A 19,298-nucleotide genomic window follows, 5' to 3' on the forward strand; every position below is an offset into this window, starting at 1 on the left:
CTCTATAATAAAGAGGGTAAAAGGGGTGGGGAATTTACCCCACCCCTTATTTTTTTGAATATAATTGGGAGGTATTTTCATGCTGCAGAAAATGACCATGAAAGACTTGGATTTGAAAGGAAAACGCGTATTTTGCCGTGTAGATTTCAACGTACCGATGGAAGACGGGAAAGTGACTGACGACACGCGCATCCGTGCGGCGATGCCGACGATTGAGTATTTGGTCGAACAAGGCGCAAAAGTCATCTTGGCAAGCCATCTCGGGCGCCCGAAAGGCCAAGTCAACGAAGATATGAGACTTGCTGCGGCAGGCGCACGATTGTCCGAATTGCTCGGCAGCGACGTGAAATGCCTAGAGGAATCTGTAGGGGACACTGTAGAGAAGGAAATTTCTGCTCTTGAACCAGGCGCAATTCTGTTGCTTGAAAACGTCCGTTTCCATGCAGGCGAAGAAAAGAACGATCCGGAACTCGCGAAACAGTTTGCGGCACTTGCCGACGTCTTCGTCAACGATGCATTCGGCGCTGCACACAGAGCGCATGCTTCCACTGCAGGAATCGCTGAACATTTGCCGGCAGTATCAGGCCTGCTCCTTGAAAAAGAGCTGGACGTTCTCGGCAAAGCTTTATCCGAACCGGATCGCCCGTTTACTGCTATCATCGGCGGGGCGAAAGTGAAAGACAAAATCGGCGTCATCGACCACTTGCTCGATAAAGTCGATAATTTGATCATCGGCGGCGGGCTGTCGTATACCTTCATCAAGGCGCTCGGCCATGAAATCGGCAATTCTCTTGTCGAAGAAGACAAACTCGACCTTGCCAAGTCGTTTATCGACAAGGCAAAGGAAAAAGGCGTGAAGTTTTATTTGCCGGTTGATGCAACAGTCGCGAACGAGTTCTCAAAAGACGCAGAGACCAAAACGGTGAAAATCGAAGAAATTCCGTCCGATTGGATGGGGCTGGATATCGGGCCGGAAACAGCTAAGTTGTATGCCGATGTCATCAACCAGTCGAAACTCATTATCTGGAACGGGCCGATGGGCGTGTTCGAAATGGAAGCTTTTGCAAATGGCACGAAATCCGTCGCTCAAGCAATGGCAGAAACTGAAGGCTATACAGTCATCGGCGGCGGCGATTCCGCAGCGGCAGTCGAGAAATTCCATGTAGCAGATAAAATGGACCACATTTCAACAGGCGGCGGAGCTTCTCTGGAGTTCATGGAAGGCAAGGATTTGCCAGGCGTCACCGCATTAACCGATAAATAAAGGGAGTGTTTTTGTGAGAAAACCGATTATTGCAGGTAACTGGAAAATGTATAAAACAGCATCACAAGCAAAGGAATTTGTAGAAAAAGTAAACGGCTTAGTGCCGGATGCAGACAAGCTTGATTCTGTCATTTGTGCGCCGTCCCTCTACCTGACTCAATTAGTCGATGCTGCTGAAAACAGCGCATTGAAAATTGGTGCACAGACAATGCACGACAAAGGCGAAGGCGCATTCACTGGCGAAATCAGCCCTGTGCAATTGGCAGATATCGGCGTTGACTACGTCATTATCGGACATTCAGAACGCCGCCAGTATTTCAATGAAACAGACGAAACAGTCAATGCAAAAGTGAAATCGGCATTTTCACATCAATTGACGCCGATCCTTTGTGTCGGCGAAACCGACGAACAGCGAGAAGCGGGCCAAATGGAAAGCATCGTGGAAGCGCAAGTTGAGAAGGCCGTAGAGGGCTTGACCGACGCACAAATCGCAGAACTGGTCATTGCTTACGAGCCAATCTGGGCAATCGGTACAGGCAAAACAGCAACAGCTGAAGATGCCAACGAAGCGTGCGGCATCGTCCGCAAGAAAATCGCTTCACTTTACAGCGATGAAACGGCCGAAAAAGTCCGCATCCAGTATGGCGGAAGCGTGAAACCTGCCAATATCCAGGAATTGCTCTCGATGGAGCATATCGCAGTGGCATTAGTTGGCGGAGCGAGCTTGGAAACGGACTCGTTCGTCAAATTGTTGGAGGCGGGTTCGAATGCGTAAAACGGCACATCCGGCAGCGTTAATCATCTTGGATGGCTTCGGCTGCCGCGAAGAAACCGCTGGAAATGCAGTTGCACAAGCGCATAAACCGAATTTCGACAGGCTTTGGAACGAATATCCCCATGAACTGCTGACGGCTTCAGGCGAAGCGGTCGGCTTGCCGGACGGGCAAATGGGAAATTCCGAAGTCGGCCATCTGAATATCGGTGCAGGCCGGGTTGTTTACCAAAATTTGACACGAATCCATAAGTCGATCAAAGATGGCGATTTCTATGAAAATCCTGCATTTTTGGATGCTGTCATGAACGCTAAAGAAAACGGCAAAGCTTTGCATGTCATGGGCTTGCTAAGCGACGGCGGCGTTCATAGCCATTATGAGCACCTGTTCGCTTTATTGCGACTAGCGAAACAGCAAGGCTTAAGCGAAGTGTATGTACACGGATTTTTGGACGGCCGCGATGTCGGGCCGAAAACTGCGCTCCATTATATTGAAGAAACTGAAAAACAAATGCAGCAAATCGGCATTGGGCGTTTCGCTTCCATTAGCGGGCGTTATTATGCAATGGACCGCGACAAGCGCTGGGAACGCGTGGAACTTGCTTACCGCGCGATAGTTGACGGAATCGGGCCAAGCGCCAGTTCCGCTGTTGCAGGTGTCGAAGCATCCTACGCTGAAGGCATTGTCGATGAGTTTGTCCTGCCGTTTACGATCGTGAAAGAAGGAGAAGCGCCTGCAGTCATCGACTCTGGCGATTCCGTCATCTTCTTCAATTTCCGTCCGGACCGGGCCATCCAATTGACGACTGTGTTGACGCGTCCTGATTTTGCGCATTTCCCGCTGAGCATCCAGCATCCGAAAGATCTGGTGTTCATCAGTTTTACTACCTATAGTGAAGAATTGAAGACCATGATTGCTTATGGCAACGTCAATTTGGTGAACACCATCGGGGAAGTATTATCAGCGAACGGCATGACGCAATTGCGCATTGCCGAAACAGAAAAATACCCGCACGTCACGTTCTTCATGAGCGGCGGGCGAGAAGAAGTTTTCCCAGGGGAAGACCGCATTCTCGTGTCGTCGCCGAAAGTGGCGACCTATGATTTGCAGCCTGAAATGAGCGCCTATGAAGTGACCGACCGCCTCGTCGAACAAATCGACGCAGGCGCACACGATGCGATCATCTTAAACTTCGCAAACCCAGACATGGTCGGCCATAGCGGCATGCTCGAACCGACAATCAAGGCAGTCGAAGTCGTGGATGAATGCCTCGGCCGTATTGTTGAAGCACTCCACCGCCAAGGCGGATCGGCGCTCATCACGGCCGACCACGGCAATGCAGACGAAGTGCTGACAGAAGACGGCTTGCCGATGACGGCGCATACGACTAACAAAGTGCCGGTCATTTTGACCAAGCATGGCGAAGTCTTGCGCAGCGGCGGAATTCTAGCGGATCTCGCACCAACGATTCTTAAACTGCTTGATGTTAAGCAGCCGGAAGAGATGACTGGAAAACCGTTGTATTAAAAAGTTTAAATAGTTATAAAATGTTTGTGAAAGAGAGTGATGAACTCGTTTCAGGCGGACGCTTTCCGCGGGCACGGCCTCAGCCGCTTCCCTCGCTTACGCTCAGTCCAGGGTCTTCAGCTCGTGCTGTTCCCGCAGGAGTCGCTGCCTTACACTCTTTCATCTCAACTGTTTTGTGGAATATCATTTGCATTGAAATAATATGAATAAAACTTATCATTAACTCATATAGTTTAAAATCTGCACATTTCGAATAACTTATAAACGAAATTGTACAAACCATTTGAAAAGGGAGCTGTTGACATTGCCAATTATTACACACATCCAAGCACGCGAAGTACTCGATTCCAGAGGGAACCCGACTGTTGAAGTTGAGGTATTCACAGAAAGCGGCGCGTTCGGCCGTGCAATCGTGCCATCTGGCGCATCTACTGGAGAACACGAAGCGGTTGAACTTCGCGATGGCGATAAGAGCCGTTACCTTGGAAAAGGCGTCCTCAAAGCGGTGGATCATGTAAATAACGAAATCGCTGATGAGTTGGAAGAAAACTACTCAGTACTTGATCAAGTATCTATCGACCAGGCGTTGATCGAACTTGACGGAACTGAAAACAAAGGCCGTCTTGGCGCAAACGCGATTCTTGGCGTTTCCATGGCAGTTGCCCATGCAGCAGCGAACTATCTGGACATGCCCCTTTACCAATACCTAGGTGGATTCAACGCCAAGCAATTGCCAGTGCCGATGATGAACATCCTCAACGGCGGTGAGCACGCGGATAACAATGTCGACATCCAGGAATTCATGGTAATGCCAGTAGGTGCTGAATCTTTCCGCCATGCTCTTCGCATGGGTGCAGAAATCTTCCACAACTTGAAAACTGTACTGAAAGACAAAGGCTATAACACATCTGTAGGCGATGAAGGCGGATTCGCACCGAACCTTGGCTCGAACGAAGAAGCGCTTGAGACGATCATGGTTGCGATCGAAAAAGCCGGCTTCAAGCCAGGCCAAGACGTCTTGCTCGCAATGGACGTAGCTGCTTCTGAAATCTACGACAAAGAAAAAGGCGTCTACACATTGGCTGGCGACAACTTGGTCAAGACTTCAGCTGAAATGGTCGACTGGTATGAAGAGTTGGCAAACAAATACCCAATCGTTTCCATTGAAGACGGGTTGGACGAGAACGACTGGGATGGCTTTAAGCTATTGACAGAACGTATCGGCGATAAAGTACAGCTGGTCGGCGATGACTTGTTCGTAACGAACACGAAGAAATTGGCGCAAGGCATCGAGCAAGGCATCGGCAACTCGATCCTGATCAAAGTAAACCAAATCGGTACATTGACAGAAACATTTGATGCAATCGAAATGGCGAAGCGCGCAGGCTACACAGCGGTCATCTCCCACCGTTCAGGCGAGTCGGAAGATGTGACGATTGCAGACATCGCAGTTGCGACAAATGCAGGACAAATCAAAACAGGCGCACCGTCACGTACGGACCGCGTAGCGAAATACAACCAATTGCTTCGCATCGAAGACCAATTGCACGACACAGCGAAATACTTGGGCGTTAAAACTTTCTACAACTTGAAGAAATAATAGCGAATAGCTGAGAACAAGCTGCCGGAGATTTTTTCCGGCAGCTTTTCTGTTAGAATATGCGAGGAATATAGAGGCTGCGTTCCAGGGGACGCTTTCCGCGGAGTGGGCATCGAGCCTCCTCGTTCGCTGCGGCTTCCTGCGGGGTCTCAAACCCACTTTTCCGCAGGAGTCGCCCCTACACTCCGCCTATAGGATAGGTACTATAAAAATCGTTTATAATTTCATTTGTGATGCTTGAACTTAGTAAGAGCTGAATAAAACTTTTGTAGCGATTTTGCGTATTGACGTCTAAATGAAATCTTGTTCTACTCTGTACTAAAAAAGCAAATGCTACTCATCAACCGTTTCCAAAAAAGAGTGAACACAAAATATTGAAATGGTCTAAACTATTTGTATTTTTTAGGGGCTCTATTGCTAGAGGTTTCAATTTTTGGTAAACTAGAGTTTGTTGTGAAGGTTCTTTTCAGGAGGTGGTATTTATGCATACATTGTTAATGACATTACTTCTTATCGTCTCGATCGCTTTGATTGTTGTCGTTCTATTGCAATCAGGGAAAAGTGCAGGCCTTTCAGGAGCCATCTCCGGTGGAGCAGAGCAACTTTTCGGCAAGCAAAAAGCCCGTGGGTTGGATCTTGTCCTACACCGGGTGACGATCGTCCTTGCTGCCTTATTCTTTATTCTGGCTATCGCCGTAACGAAAGTATAATGTAGAGCACATCGCCTGACCATTTAGTGGTTGGGCGTTTTCTTTTAGGGGAAATTGGGCACAGGCCTATATAATAGTAAGTAAATTTAGTTGGAGGGAAAGTTTATGCGCATTTCACAACCAAAACCATTCTTCTTTGAGCAAGGGCCGCGTGCGGTTCTGTTATTGCACGGCTTTACCGGCAATTCCGCAGACGTCCGGATGCTCGGGCGATTCTTGGAAACGAAAGGCTATACAAGCATCGCGCCGCATTATGCAGGGCATGGCGTGGCGCCGGAGAAGCTGGTGGAGACAGGACCTGTGGATTGGTGGAAAGATGTCGAACAAGCGTATCAAACACTGGTCGACAAGGGATACCAGGAGATTGCAGTGGCCGGCTTGTCGCTTGGCGGCGTATTCAGTTTGAAACTGGGGTATACAAAGCCTATAAAGGGCATTGTGACGATGTGTGCGCCGATGCACATGAAATCCACCGACCTGATGTACCAAGGCGTTTTGGAGTATGCCCGCGAATACAAGAAATATGAAGGAAAAGATGATAAGCTTATCGAAGAAGAGATGAAGAAGTTCGAGGAAAAGCCGATGGAAACACTCGCAGAGCTGCGTGAGTTGATCGGTGAAGTACGGAACCATGTCGATCATGTCTATGCACCGCTTTTCGTCGTACAAGGCTCATTGGATAAAGTCATCAATACAGAGTCTGCAAACATCATACACGACGAAGCGGAGTCGACTGACAAGCGCATCAAATGGTACGAGAAATCGGGCCATGTCATTACGCTGGATCAGGAGAAAAAGCAATTGCATGAAGATATATACGAGTTTCTCGAATCGCTCGACTGGAGCGTGTGAGACGGTCTCAAAAGGAGGAGTTAGGATTGGGCAAGAATGAACAGTCATTGGATCAGCGTTTATTGGCCTTTATGCGCGAAGAAGCATACAAGCCATTAACGGTGACAGAAATTGAAGAACAGTTCGGCTTTGAAGACGCCGACGAATTTAAGGAATTGGTGAAGACACTCGTCAAGCTCGAAGAAAAAGGCGAATTGGTGCGTTCACGTTCGAATCGCTACGGTGTGCCGGACCGCATGAACTTGATGCGCGGCAAATTCATCGGCCATGCCAAAGGCTTCGGCTTTTTTGCGCCTGAAGAAGCAGGCCTCGACGATGTCTTTATCCCACCGAATGAAGTCAACGGAGCGGTAAACGGCGACACAGTCATGATCCGTGTTTCTGAAGGGTCATCTGGAGACCGCCGCGAAGGATCCGTCATCCGCATCTTGGAACGCGGCACAACGAAAGTCGTCGGCACGTTCCAGGCGAACAAAGGCTTCGGCTTTGTCGTCACGGATGACAAGAAAATGAATATGGATATCTTTATTGCTAAAGACGATACACTTGGTGCCGTCGACGGCCATAAAGTCGTCGTCGAAATCACCGGCTGGCCGGAAGGGCGTTTGTCCGCAACGGGCATGGTTACACAAGTGCTCGGGCACAAAAACGACCCAGGCGTCGATATTTTGTCCATCATCCATAAATATGGTATCGAAGTCGAATTCCCGCAGGATGTGCTCGATCAGGCGAATGCCGTACCGGACCAAATCGACCCTGAAGACCTGAATGGCCGCCGCGATTTGCGTGACGAGCAGATCGTCACAATCGATGGCGCGGATGCAAAAGACTTGGATGATGCCGTACAAGTGAAAAAATTCGAAGACGGCACTTATAAGTTGGGCGTCCATATCGCGGATGTCAGCCATTACGTGACGGAAGGGTCGGCAATCGACCGCGAAGCATACGACCGAGCGACAAGCATTTATCTTACGGACCGCGTCATCCCGATGATTCCGCACCGCTTGTCTAACGGGATTTGCTCGCTCAATCCGAACGTCGACCGTTTGACATTGTCTTGTGAAATGATTTTCAATGACAAAGGGGAAGTATTGTCGCACGATATTTTCCAAAGCGTCATTAACACGTCAGCTCGCATGACCTATACGGACGTCTACGAAATCCTGGAACAGGACAACCAGGACTTGAAAGAGCAATACAAAGAACTCGTACCAATGTTCGAGTTGATGAAAGATTTGGCTGCCATCTTGCGCCAGCGCCGCATGACCCGCGGGGCGATCGATTTCGATTTCAAGGAATCCAAAGTGATCGTTGACGAGGAAGGCTATCCAGTCGATATCGTCGTCCGTGAACGGACGGTGGCGGAACGCTTGATTGAAGAGTTTATGCTCGCAGCGAATGAAACGGTCGCTGAGCATTTCCACCATATGGATGTGCCGGCATTATACCGCATCCACGAAGACCCGAAACCGGAAAAACTGCAGCGCTTTTTCGAGTTCATCACGAACTTCGGGATTGTTGTCAAAGGCTCAGGCAATGAAATCCATCCGAAAGCCTTGCAGGAAATCGTCGATTCCATCGCCGGCACACCGGAAGAGCCGGTCGTCTCGACGATGATGCTGCGTTCGATGCAGCAAGCGAAATATTCATCGGAAAGTCTCGGCCACTTCGGTTTGTCGACAGAGTACTATACTCATTTCACGTCGCCGATCCGCCGTTATCCTGACTTGATCATACACCGCTTGATCCGTACGTATTTGATCGAAAAAGACTTATCGAAAAAGACAATCCGCTACTGGGAAGCGGAAATGGATGATATCGCACAGCACACATCCGACCGCGAAAGACGTGCAGTAGAAGCTGAGCGCGATACGGATGCACTCAAGAAAACGCAGTATATGGCAGATAAAGTCGGTGAGGAATTCACGGGCATCGTGTCGTCTGTCACGAATTTCGGCATGTTCATCGAGCTTCCGAACACGATCGAAGGCCTCGTACATGTATCCAATTTGACCGATGATTACTACCAGTTTGACGACCGCCAGATGATGATGATCGGCGAACGCACGAAACGCCAGTTCCGCATCGGTGATGAAGTCGAAGTGCGCGTGATCGGGGTCAAACCGGAAGAGTCGTCCATCGATTTCGAAATCGTCGGCATGGCGCAAAATACGCGCCGCAGCTCGCGCAAGGATAGCCCGAAAGTGATCCGTACCGGCAGAGGCGGCGACAAGCCGAAAGATGGGAAGAAGCGCGGAGAAGGCGGCCCGACACGCAAGCCGAAAAACGAAAAGAAAAAGTTTTACGAAGGGGCTGCGAAAAAACAGCAGCGCCGCAAGAAAAAATAAAAAAAGCGGCCGCGTGCCGCTTTTTCCAACAGTTTGAGGTGAACAGAAATGGCCAAAGGAGAAGGCAAAGTCATTGCCCAGAACAAAAAAGCGGGATTCGATTTCGCGATTGAAGAAACGATCGAAGCGGGGATTGTCCTGCTCGGCACGGAGATTAAATCAGCGCGCCAGGGTAAAGTACAGATCAAAGATGCATTTGTCCGTGTACGGAATGGCGAAGCCTGGATTTCCAATATGCACATCTCGCCGTATGAACAAGGCAACCAGTTTAACCACGACCCGCTGCGCTCGCGCAAGCTCTTGCTCCATAAAAAGCAGATCAACGAACTTGTCGGCAAATCGAAAGTCGAAGGTGCGGCAATCGTCCCGCTCAAGATGTATTTGAAAGACGGATATGCCAAAGTGCTGCTCGGCGTCGGTAAAGGGAAGAAGAAATACGACAAGCGCGAAGACCTGAAGAAGAAAGACGCGAAGCGGGCAATCGACCGCGCGCTTAAAGAGAGAAGCCGTTAAACTTGAACTCTGACCTGTTTTGTCCTATACTGGTAACAGTACACCGAAGCTAAACCACTTCCGTGTTCTCTTTTAATGAGGGGACGTTACGGATTCGACAGGGATGGTTCGAGCTTGGGTTGCGCGTCGGAGGATCGGCTCCGTCATCAACGTAACTTATAACAACTGGCAAAACTAACAACAACCTAGCATTCGCAGCGTAAGCTCGGATCTGCTTTATGTAACCATCGCCCATGTGGCTGCATAGAGCTCACTTTTAGTGGGATACGGCAGTCAGTGCCGTTTGAGCTGACTGCAAGAGATTCTCGAACTAGCCCTCATGACGCCTGCTTGTCGGCAGATTGAGCGGCGAAACTCCAATAGATAAGCTACACGCGTAGATGCTCAAGTAACGGAGTCTCTGGACGCGGGTTCGACTCCCGCCGTCTCCATTTGGAGATAGCTGCTTAAGGCAGTAGTATCAACGGTTTAAGAAGTTAGGGATATTGTACGGGAGTTGAACTCTTGTGCGGTATCCCTATTTTCATCCCTACATATTTTAGCAAGTTTATTTCATAGGTCTTCTAATTCAAACCATGAATTGGGAGGTTTTTTTGTGTTTAAAAGTAGAAAGCATGGTGTATTTGCAGTTAGTGAAGAGGTAGTGGTATCAATTCCAGTTGGTAGAAAGGATAAAAGGAGGGATGCTTTAACAATAAGTGATGCCCTTGAAACCATTTACCAACAAATGAGAATTAGTGGTAACCATCCACGGACAATTGAAAGCTACAGTTATATTTTTAATCAGTTTACTGATATGTCCTTGTTAAAATATGTTGATGAAATTACCATTGATTCAATCTATAGTTGTCTTGATAACTTACAAGTATCGGCGAGCACAAAATTAATTCGTTTAAAACCATTAAAGCAGTATTAAGTAATTTTTGATAATGGATGGATAAAAAGAAGTTTTGGAATAACATTCATATCAAAATTGATAAAGAAGTTAAGAAAGGAACAAAGGAATCGGATATTGAAAATTGTTTTCAGTTATTGACCAAAGTTCGTTCATTGGCTTTCGTGATATGGCAGCTATCAAACTGATGTATACAACTGGTATTCGTATACGGACTTTAGGAGAATTGAGAGAATCTCATATTGACTTTGATAGTTTGCATTTGAATCTGGACGGATCAACATTAAAGAATCATAAATTCTTAAAATTACCCATTAATGAGAGCGTAAATTATCTTGTGTAAATGAATAAATAGAAAAGGAAGACCTTTTCTTGTAGAATTAAGTCACCACAACCAATTCACAGAAAAGAGGCCTTCCCTATGACTCAGTTTACAACAGATCTTATGCAAGCTCTAGTAAAAAAAGAAGACATCCCCGAAGTTTTTCGCAAGCATTTGGAGACAGCGGTGAATACACTTCTTCAAACGGAACTAACGGCGTTCCTGGATTACGAAAAATACGACCGCATCGGGTTCAATTCGGGCAATTCGCGGAACGGTGCCTACACGCGGACACTCCATACAGAGTATGGGGATTTAGCGCTTTCGATGCCACGGGACCGGAACGGCGAATTCAACCAACAGACGGTCGCTCCGTACAAGCGCTCGAATGATACGCTGGAGTCGTTCGTCATCCACATGTTCCAAAAAGGCGTCACCATGTCCGAAATTTCGGATCTGATCGAGAAAATGTACGGCCATCACTACACGCCACAAACCATTACCAATATGACGAAAGTGATGAGCGAACAGGTCGAAGCGTTTAAATCTCGTCCGTTAGAGCAGCGCTACGCTTGTGTCTATCTGGATGCAACTTACATTGCCCTCAAGCACGACACGGTCTCCAAGGAAGCCGTCTATGTTACGGTTGGTATCCGAGAGGACGGTTCAAAAGAAGTGTTGGCCTATACAGTAGCGCCTATGGAATCCGCATTTGTTTGGAAAGAAGTCCTGTTGGACTTGAAAGAGCGCGGTGTCGAAGAGGTGCTTTTGTTTATCTCCGACGGCTTGAAAGGTATCACTGATCGCATCTTCGCAGTCTTTCCCGATGCTCAATATCAGGCGTGCTGCGTCCACTTGTCGCGTGGGATCCACCATAAAGTTCGTGTCTCTGATCGTAAAGAGATTCTCGATGATTTCAAATCGGTCTACCGGGCAGAGAATCGACAACTGGGTGAAAAAGCGTTGAAAACATTTGTCGATAAATGGAAAACGGTCTATCCCAAAGTGACGAAATCGTTGGAAGCGAATCCCTATATTTTCACCTTCTACAGCTTCCCAAAATCTATTTGGCGAAGCATCTATTCAACGAATCTGATTGAATCGTTTAATAAGAACGTAAAGAAATACAGCAAGCGCAAGGAGCGATTTCCGAACGAAGATTCCTTCGATCGCTTCCTGGTTTCCCAGTTCGAAATCTATAACCAGAATTTCTCCACCCGTTGCCATATCGGATTCGATCAAGCTCGTGCAGCTCTGGCTGAGATGTTCAAATAAGCCTAATCGGTATACATACAAGAAAAGGATTTACTTATTTACACATAATTATTGACGGTCTCAAAACAGTCGAAAGAAGAAGTTTTGGATTAAAACAAAATTGCTTTAGTAGAAATTGTAAAGCGAATAATCATGAGTAAAAACTTTAAATATTTTCATATTCTAAAAGTATTCAGAAGAAGCTGCAATTTAAATTTAATTGCTAAAAGTAGAACAAGATTTGAATACTATAAACTCTGACTAAATTACAAATATTTATAAACTGCGTGTGCTTTGCTTTAATAAAGGCACTAGAGAAACTTAGCAAAACTAAATTTAAAATTGATTGGAAATAATAAATAAAGGAGAGTAACAAAATGATTAAATCTTTAAAAGAAAATAATGTTGTCATTATAAAAAGATAATATTCCTTCTAACATATTGGATGAGATGAAGGAATACATAGAAAATTCTAGTTTTCTATACATTTCTACGTTTAGTTTGCCTGATTCTGAAAAAGATCCTATTTTAATAAAATAGTTACTTATTCTAAATCAATAGATGTGCAACTAGTTTCTAATATACCCAATGGTAAAAAGATGATTATTCTTTGAAGTTAAATCCATTAAAGTATTGTCTCAGAGGGTTTAAGGCATATTTTAATCAAAAACCATTCTAAGATGGTGATAACTGAAAATGCAGTTTACATAGGGTCTCAAAATTTGGTTTATAACAAAAGTAATGAGTTAGGAGTTATTTTGACGGATAAAGAAGATATTCAAGAATGTATAAATTATTTCAAAGATTTAAAATTAGGTAGTGTTGAACATAATACAATAGAATCAATGGATTTAAGATTGTCAATTCAACCTATAAAAGATTCCATTTTAAAAGTTATAATATCATAGATGAAAATAGAGGTGATGAATATACGAGTGAACTTCTTGATACTAAAGAGATAATTATGAATTTGAACATTATAAGTTCTAAATTAACTGAATTACAAGAAAAATTAACTTATATAAATATACAAGCGATAACTTATTAAATAAGGTATTACCTAATTTAACTAATGAATTTACTAGGGAAGATTTCAATGAGCGTATTTTAAATGTTGATAATATTGATGAATTAACAGAAATTTATCAAACCGAAAATATCGAAAATCACACGAATTTGATATCTGATGAAATGGAAATGTTTAAAGAGATACAAACAAAAGTGTCAAATGATAGTTTTGATGAAATTCATTTTCCAATACAAAAGCTTGGGATGCATTCTTTGAAGTAAAGAAATTATGTAATCTTTAGAGAAATACTAATATCTATTTAAGGAGAACTTTAGTTATTTGGTTACGTTAAATAAATTGATTTATTCAAAGTTCGAGAATCTATATTATAGTAGTAAATAGTATAATTCAATCTCAGAGTATACAACACCGTCTAAATTGTTCGTATTGCGGATTAAATAAGCCAAGAACTATAGATAATTATCTTCCAAAGATGACTTTCCTAAAAGTGATGTAAGTTTTAGCGAATTTTGGGGATTAATATAATATTGTCTAAAAGTGTTCTTTAATTGTAATGAGCATTTAATACGTAAGCAAAGAGAATATTAAAACGTTTATTTAATGGAGCTGATAATCTAAATGGAAGATGAAAAAGAAATGGCAAAACCTCTACATCTAGATTTTCTTAGAGACACTACAATAATAATAGGTTTAACAACTATAATGGGTTATTTGGTAGCTTATAAATATCAAAGTGGTTTTAGAACTCATTACTATTTAGATGATATTTTATGAATGATATTACAGTAACATCAATAATTATATCTATTGCTTCAATATTGGCTGTTGCAGTTGGCGTTTTAATTTGTCTCCTATTGTACAAACAGTAATTATGCTAGATAAAAGTAATGAAAATAAAATTATCAGTCGCTATATATTTAAATATTGATTCTGTTGCCGTTACTTTTGTGGATGGTATTACAAACCTACCTTAATTTGGGTAGGACTACTCTTATTATGTTAGGGTCTCTATACTTTTATTTATTATATTGCCGATAATCATTTCTTCTTTTAGTGGTGGTATTAGAAATTATAGAAATAACTTCAAAAGTGAAATAATGAAAGAAAACTCCGTTTATAGAAGTAATGCGATTTATGTTCTTTGAATCTACTAAAGGCTTTATAATTATCTTGTTTTGTGACCTTTATTTTACTTGGTTCTTTCGCTAGTCTAATAGGTATGGCTAATGCTTCAAAAAGATGAATATCTTGTTTTCAAAGATAACGGGAAGATTATATAGTTATTGCTGAATATGATAAAAGATTAATTGTGGCACCGTTTAATAAAGGAAAGAATACAATTATTTCTTCCTATCAATTAATAGAAATAAATTCTACTATAGAAAATCAATTAGAGTTTCAGGCAACTAAATTTCAAGACCCTCCAAAAGTAGAAAGATCTGATCATATACATCCTTAAAAATTTTGAAACCTTGGGCAGAGAGAATTATAAAATCTGTAGGATGAGAGCAGAGATACAAACTTTTCTGGGGATGATCTATGCCCCAAAAATTGAAGGTATAAGCACTCTCATCTTTGCAACATTTTATGAGTTTCTTCTATAAAATTAGTGTTAATTAGTATATAATGAAAAATAGAAGGTCTTTGAACCAAGTTCGTAAATATGTAATACTCCTTAACGAGTTAAACCTTAATAAATAAGTAAGCTACACGCGTAGATGCTCAAGTAGCTGAGTTTCTGGACGCGGGTTCGACTCCGCCGTCTCCATAGAATTTTATGGAGTTTACTACGAAAAGCCAAAATCCCTTTTTTAAGGGTTTTGGCTTTTTTTTGTACCTTATAGAAAGCTGTTGAGTTCCGTTCAGGCGGATGCTTTCCGCGGATAGGCTGTTAAAATTTCATTGCTCTTCTACTATAATAAATTCGTTGCGTATTTGAAGTTGGAAAAGAACAATGATGATCAAATTTTAAAGGAGTATATTACCAAGCAAAATAATAAGCTAGATTTACTCCTTATAAAATATGCTGTTAGAGCAAAACCAGCAGCTCCTATAGTGGGAACTGCCGGTTTTCCATTTCTATTCTATTTCTTCGTATTATCCACAAATGCCCCGTACTGTCTGCGCTGATGTTGCACGGACAGCCATTTCAAGGTAGTGAATTCCTCAAGCACCCATTCGCCGTTAAAGCGGCCGAGGCCAGAGTCTTTTTCGCCCCCGAATGGCATATGCGCTTCGTCGTTGACCGATTGGTCGTTGACGTGAATCATGCCCGTCTCGATTTGGTGGGCGATGTTCGTGCCGTGTTCGATGTTCGCTGAATGCACAGCACCGCTCAAACCGAACGGGTATTTATTGGCCTGTTCGATGACTTCCTCGTCGCTTTCAAACGGAATGAGAATGGCGACAGGGCCAAAGATTTCGTTCTCTGCAAGCGGCATGTCGTTCGTGACGCCGGTTAAGACTGTCGGCTCAAGGACATTGCCGTCCGCTTTACCGCCGAGGCGGATCTTCGCGCCTTGTTCGACCGTGGCATCGATATCTTTTAGGATACGGTCGACTTGGTCGCGGTTGATAAGCGGGCCGACTTGCGTATCTGCTTCTGCAGGGTTGCCGTATTTCAACTTGCCAGCGCGTTCAATGAACTGCTCAGAAAAGTCATTGTAAATATCCTTGTGGACAAAGATGCGGTTAATCGACATGCAAATCTGGCCTTGGTGATAGAATTTGCCGAATAGGGCAGAGTCTACGGCCTGGTCGATATCGGCATCGCCGAGCACGATGAAATTATTATTGCCGCCAAGTTCCAAGGCGGTTTTCTTCAATGCGCCGCCAGCCAGTTCACCGATGTGTTTGCCGACAGGAGTCGAGCCGGTGAATGAGATCAAACGCGGTGTTGGATGAGTGACGATATCATCGCCAATTTCAGAACCGCGGCCAACGACTACATTGAGCAATCCTTTAGGTAGCCCAGCTGCTTCGAACAGGCTCGCAAACAGGAGCCCGCCAGTTACCGGCGTATCGGTTGCCGGTTTGATGACGACGGCATTGCCAGTGGCTAGTGCCGGCGCGATCGAGCGGATGGCCAAATGGAACGGGAAGTTCCACGGGCTGATGATGCCGATGACACCAAGCGGGTTGCGGTAGACGCGGTTTTCTTTGCCCGGTTGCTGGGAAGGCATGATTTTTCCTTCCATGCGGAACGGGAAGGTCGCCGCTTCTTTCAAAATGTTCATCGATGCGCCGAATTCGACCGTCGCTTTGATCTTCGTGCTGCCAGCTTCTTTGATGAGCCATTCGATGATCAATTCTTTGTTTTCTTTCATGACTTCAATGGCTTTTTCCATGACCGCTTGTTTCGCTTGCGGCAATTCCTTCGCCCACTCAAGCTGTGCGGTTTCTGCTGCTTTGTAGGCAGCATCCAAATCGTTCTTATCGGCTGCTTGTGTCGTCACTAGCTCTTCACCGGTGAACGGATTGGTGTTTTTCATTTGGCTGTCGCTGGACCCAGAAGTCCATTCGCCGTTTATAAAAATCTTGGAAAAATCGGTTTTCATTTAGATCGTCTCCATTCTTTTTCTTAAGGCTGTTGTCTCGGGCGGATCAAGATTTCGTTAACGTCGACGTGTGATGGCTGTTCCACCGCATAGCCGATAGCATTCGCGATATCTTCCGCCTGTAGCGGTTCCATGGACATGCTCTTGAAGCTGTCGAGTACATCATCATCAGTGATGGTATCTGTCAATTCGGTTGCGACCGCACCTGGCGATACGATGGTCACGCGGATTTCATGCGATGGATCGATCTCTTGGCGCAGCCCATCTGAAATGGCGCGCACCGCGTATTTCGTGCCGCTGTACACGGCGCTGCCTTTTGAAACTTGATGCCCCGCAACAGAAGAGACATTCAGGATATGGCCGGATTCTTGTTGTTCCATGATCGGCAGTACAGCTGCGATCCCGTAGAGGACTCCTTTAATGTTGACATCAACCATCTTGTCCCATTCATCGATTTTCAGCTTATTCATGAATGACAGCGGCATGAGCCCGGCATTATTGACAAATACGTCAATTCTCCCGGTTTTCTCAAGTGTTTCTTGTGCCAGTGATTTCATGTCGTCTACTGAAGTCACGTCGGTCACTTTGTAATCTGCGCTTCCGCCTTCAGCTTCGATTTCTTTCTTCAGTTCCACTAGGCGCTCCTCTCGCCGTGCAGCGAGCATGACATGGTAGCCTTTTGCAGCCAGTTCCTTTGCGGTAGCTTGGCCAATACCACTGCTGGCCCCAGTGACGATTGCCGTATTTTTCTGTGCCATATTCTGTTCAGCTCCAGTTCTGTTATAGATAATGGTAAATATCCTTTAATATAGACATCCCATTTCTTTACCCGCAATCGCCGTTTGTCTAAACAAGCCAGGCCTGTTTGCTGCTGCGGCTCGATAAGGCACGGGGCGGCTGCCTCTCTGGCTGATTTGCATTTCACTCGGATTCAGCGAACCGTTTTAAAGATGGGGCATCCAACTGCCCAAGGCAATCCTATCGGTCGTCTTGGGCAGTTGGGCTTGTTTTCCATTGTTTCATGGCGCATGGCTAGGGGTATTTGATATTGAAGCTAAGCGCTATGTTGATACATAATTCAGACAGTTGACAAGCGCGCCAATGTTCCGTAGCGTAATATCTTGTGAAGAAATTAAAAGGAGGAGACTATATGAATAAAGTAACAAACGTGTTTTGGATCTCGATCGTTCTAATTGCTTTGGCAGTTGGCTACGGTGCGCTTGCTCCAGAACATTTTGCGGAAGTTACCGGCAATATGGAATCATTCCTGACTACTTCGTTCGGTTGGTATTATTTATTGATCGTTTCAGTAATGGTTCTGTTTTGCCTGTACTTCCTTGTCAGCCCAATGGGGCAGATTCGCTTAGGTAAAGACACGGACAAGCCGGAATACTCATTTGCAACATGGATTGCGATGCTGTTTTCAGCGGGCATGGGTATCGGGCTCGTATTCTGGGGTGCGGCAGAGCCGCTTTCGCATTTTGCGATCGACCCGGCGACAGCTGAGCCGGGATCTCAGGAAGCGTTCCGGGAATCCATGCGTTTTACATTTTTCCACTGGGGCATCCATGCATGGTCGATTTACGCGGTAGTTGCGTTATCGTTGGCATACTTCCAATTCCGTAAAGGCGAGCCGGGGCTTATTTCTTCGACGCTTCGCCCATTGTTCGGCGACCGCATGAAAGGCCCATGGGGTGTGTTGGTCGATGTTATCGCTGTATTTGCAACAGCGGTCGGCGTTGCGACAACTCTTGGCTTCGGTGCTATTCAAATTAACGGAGGGCTCGCGTATTTGTTTGATGGCATTCCAGGAGATAGCCTGATCACGCAAATCATCATCATCGCAGTTGTCACTGTGCTGTTCATGGCATCGTCTTGGTCAGGCATCAGCAAGGGGATCAAGTACTTGTCGAATACCAATATGGTGCTTGCCATTACACTATTGGTGTTGGTCATCGTTCTTGGGCCGACCTTGTTGATTTTCAATATGTTCACCGATTCACTCGGAAGCTATTTCCAGAACTTGATCAATATGAGTTTCCGTGCAGCTCCAATCAATGGGGAAAACCGGTCATGGATTGATGGCTGGACGATCTTCTATTGGGCTTGGTGGATTTCTTGGTCACCGTTTGTTGGGATTTTCATCGCCCGCGTTTCCAAAGGCCGGACCATTCGTGAATTCCTGTTTGGCGTCTTGCTCATTCCGACGTTCATCAGCTTCATCTGGTTCGCAGCATTTGGTACAACGGCAATCGATGTGCAAAGCAGCGGCGTCGATTTGACTGGATTGTTGACAGAAGAAACTTTGTTTGCGGTGTTCAATGAATTGCCGCTTGGCATGTTGTTGTCGATTGTTGCAGTCTTGCTCATTTCGACCTTCTTCATCACATCTGCCGACTCGGCGACGTTTGTTCTCGGCATGCAAAGCTCAAACGGATCTTTGGATCCAGCGAACGCCGTGAAGTTGACGTGGGGGATTGCGCAATCGACCATCGCGGTCATCCTGCTCTTTGCAGGCGGACTCGGGTCCTTGCAGACGGCATTAATCATCGCCGCCTTCCCGTTCTCATTCATCATGCTAATGATGATGGCGTCGTTCTACAAAGCCTTGAACCTTGAATACAAAGCAATCAAGCGCAAACGATAAACTATG

General features: G+C 45.2%; 15 protein-coding genes and 1 other RNA gene. 14 read left to right on the forward strand and 2 right to left on the reverse strand.

Going from position 1 to position 19,298, the window contains the following annotated elements; all coding sequences use genetic code 11:
* The first annotated feature begins 79 nt into the window (after window positions 1–79).
* The 13 genes from CW734_RS07045 (at window position 80) to CW734_RS18265 (ending at window position 13,862) form a co-directional block, all read left to right on the forward strand.
* Window positions 80–1,264, forward strand: coding sequence for a phosphoglycerate kinase (locus tag CW734_RS07045; RefSeq protein WP_101189976.1), 1,185 nt, complete (start codon window positions 80–82; stop codon window positions 1,262–1,264).
* 13 nt (window positions 1,265–1,277) lie between these two features.
* The gene (tpiA, locus tag CW734_RS07050; protein ID WP_101189977.1) at window positions 1,278–2,039 is read left to right on the forward strand and encodes a triose-phosphate isomerase; all 762 of its coding nucleotides are present in this window, start codon (window positions 1,278–1,280) and stop codon (window positions 2,037–2,039) included.
* The gene (gene gpmI, locus CW734_RS07055) at window positions 2,032–3,564 is read left to right on the forward strand and encodes a 2,3-bisphosphoglycerate-independent phosphoglycerate mutase (protein ID WP_101189978.1); all 1,533 of its coding nucleotides are present in this window, start codon (window positions 2,032–2,034) and stop codon (window positions 3,562–3,564) included. Before tpiA ends, gpmI begins: the two co-directional genes overlap by 8 nt.
* Before the next feature lie 304 nt (window positions 3,565–3,868).
* Window positions 3,869–5,164, forward strand: coding sequence for a phosphopyruvate hydratase (gene eno, locus CW734_RS07065; protein ID WP_101189979.1), 1,296 nt, complete (start codon window positions 3,869–3,871; stop codon window positions 5,162–5,164).
* 482 nt (window positions 5,165–5,646) lie between these two features.
* The gene (secG, locus tag CW734_RS07070; RefSeq protein ID WP_058381240.1) at window positions 5,647–5,874 is read left to right on the forward strand and encodes a preprotein translocase subunit SecG; all 228 of its coding nucleotides are present in this window, start codon (window positions 5,647–5,649) and stop codon (window positions 5,872–5,874) included.
* Window positions 5,875–5,979: 105 nt separating this feature from the next.
* Window positions 5,980–6,726, forward strand: a complete 747-nt coding sequence (locus CW734_RS07075; RefSeq protein WP_101189980.1) for an alpha/beta hydrolase — start codon at window positions 5,980–5,982, stop codon at window positions 6,724–6,726.
* A gap of 26 nt (window positions 6,727–6,752) precedes the next feature.
* A complete protein-coding gene (rnr, locus tag CW734_RS07080) occupies window positions 6,753–9,074 on the forward strand; it encodes a ribonuclease R (RefSeq protein ID WP_101189981.1) in 2,322 nt (773 codons plus the stop codon).
* Between the two features lie 48 nt (window positions 9,075–9,122).
* Complete coding sequence (gene smpB, locus CW734_RS07085) at window positions 9,123–9,587, forward strand: SsrA-binding protein SmpB (protein WP_101189982.1); 465 nt, start codon at window positions 9,123–9,125, stop codon at window positions 9,585–9,587.
* Window positions 9,588–9,666: 79 nt separating this feature from the next.
* Window positions 9,667–10,021, forward strand: a transfer-messenger RNA (tmRNA) gene (ssrA, locus tag CW734_RS07090).
* Between the two features lie 161 nt (window positions 10,022–10,182).
* Window positions 10,183–10,503, forward strand: coding sequence for a hypothetical protein (locus CW734_RS18755; protein ID WP_232787194.1), 321 nt, complete (start codon window positions 10,183–10,185; stop codon window positions 10,501–10,503).
* A gap of 166 nt (window positions 10,504–10,669) precedes the next feature.
* Window positions 10,670–10,825 (forward strand): hypothetical protein, encoded by a 156-nt coding sequence (locus tag CW734_RS18760; RefSeq protein WP_232787250.1) that lies wholly within the window; start codon window positions 10,670–10,672, stop codon window positions 10,823–10,825.
* Window positions 10,826–10,903: 78 nt separating this feature from the next.
* Entirely contained in the window at window positions 10,904–12,079 is a 1,176-nt protein-coding gene (locus CW734_RS07100; protein ID WP_101189983.1) for an IS256 family transposase, read from the forward strand.
* Between the two features lie 1,627 nt (window positions 12,080–13,706).
* Complete coding sequence (locus tag CW734_RS18265; protein WP_157824136.1) at window positions 13,707–13,862, forward strand: hypothetical protein; 156 nt, start codon at window positions 13,707–13,709, stop codon at window positions 13,860–13,862.
* Between the two features lie 1,310 nt (window positions 13,863–15,172).
* On the opposite strand, the gene CW734_RS07105 is transcribed toward CW734_RS18265, so the two are convergent.
* Window positions 15,173–16,645, reverse strand: a complete 1,473-nt coding sequence (locus tag CW734_RS07105) for an aldehyde dehydrogenase family protein (protein ID WP_101189984.1) — start codon at window positions 16,643–16,645, stop codon at window positions 15,173–15,175.
* 23 nt (window positions 16,646–16,668) lie between these two features.
* Complete coding sequence (locus CW734_RS07110; protein WP_101189985.1) at window positions 16,669–17,403, reverse strand: SDR family oxidoreductase; 735 nt, start codon at window positions 17,401–17,403, stop codon at window positions 16,669–16,671.
* 392 nt (window positions 17,404–17,795) lie between these two features.
* Here CW734_RS07110 and CW734_RS07115 point away from each other — a divergent pair, with 392 nt between their 5' ends.
* Window positions 17,796–19,292 carry a glycine betaine uptake BCCT transporter gene (locus CW734_RS07115; RefSeq protein ID WP_101189986.1) on the forward strand — a complete coding sequence of 499 codons (1,497 nt, stop codon included), beginning with the start codon at window positions 17,796–17,798 and terminating at the stop codon, window positions 19,290–19,292.
* Window positions 19,293–19,298 lie beyond the last annotated feature (6 nt).

Source organism: Planococcus sp. MB-3u-03 (genome assembly GCF_002833405.1).
Classification (GTDB): domain Bacteria; phylum Bacillota; class Bacilli; order Bacillales_A; family Planococcaceae; genus Planococcus.

Coding starts and splice junctions, on each gene's coding strand:
- CW734_RS07045 (WP_101189976.1), top strand. CDS start 80: ATGCTGCAGAAAATGACCATGAAAGACTTGGATTTGAAAGGAAAACGC.
- gpmI (WP_101189978.1), top strand. CDS start 2,032: ATGCGTAAAACGGCACATCCGGCAGCGTTAATCATCTTGGATGGCTTC.
- secG (WP_058381240.1), top strand. CDS start 5,647: ATGCATACATTGTTAATGACATTACTTCTTATCGTCTCGATCGCTTTG.
- CW734_RS07075 (WP_101189980.1), top strand. CDS start 5,980: ATGCGCATTTCACAACCAAAACCATTCTTCTTTGAGCAAGGGCCGCGT.
- smpB (WP_101189982.1), top strand. CDS start 9,123: ATGGCCAAAGGAGAAGGCAAAGTCATTGCCCAGAACAAAAAAGCGGGA.
- CW734_RS18760 (WP_232787250.1), top strand. CDS start 10,670: ATGTATACAACTGGTATTCGTATACGGACTTTAGGAGAATTGAGAGAA.
- CW734_RS07100 (WP_101189983.1), top strand. CDS start 10,904: ATGACTCAGTTTACAACAGATCTTATGCAAGCTCTAGTAAAAAAAGAA.
- CW734_RS18265 (WP_157824136.1), top strand. CDS start 13,707: ATGGAAGATGAAAAAGAAATGGCAAAACCTCTACATCTAGATTTTCTT.
- CW734_RS07105 (WP_101189984.1), bottom strand. CDS start 16,645: ATGAAAACCGATTTTTCCAAGATTTTTATAAACGGCGAATGGACTTCT.
- CW734_RS07110 (WP_101189985.1), bottom strand. CDS start 17,403: ATGGCACAGAAAAATACGGCAATCGTCACTGGGGCCAGCAGTGGTATT.
- CW734_RS07115 (WP_101189986.1), top strand. CDS start 17,796: ATGAATAAAGTAACAAACGTGTTTTGGATCTCGATCGTTCTAATTGCT.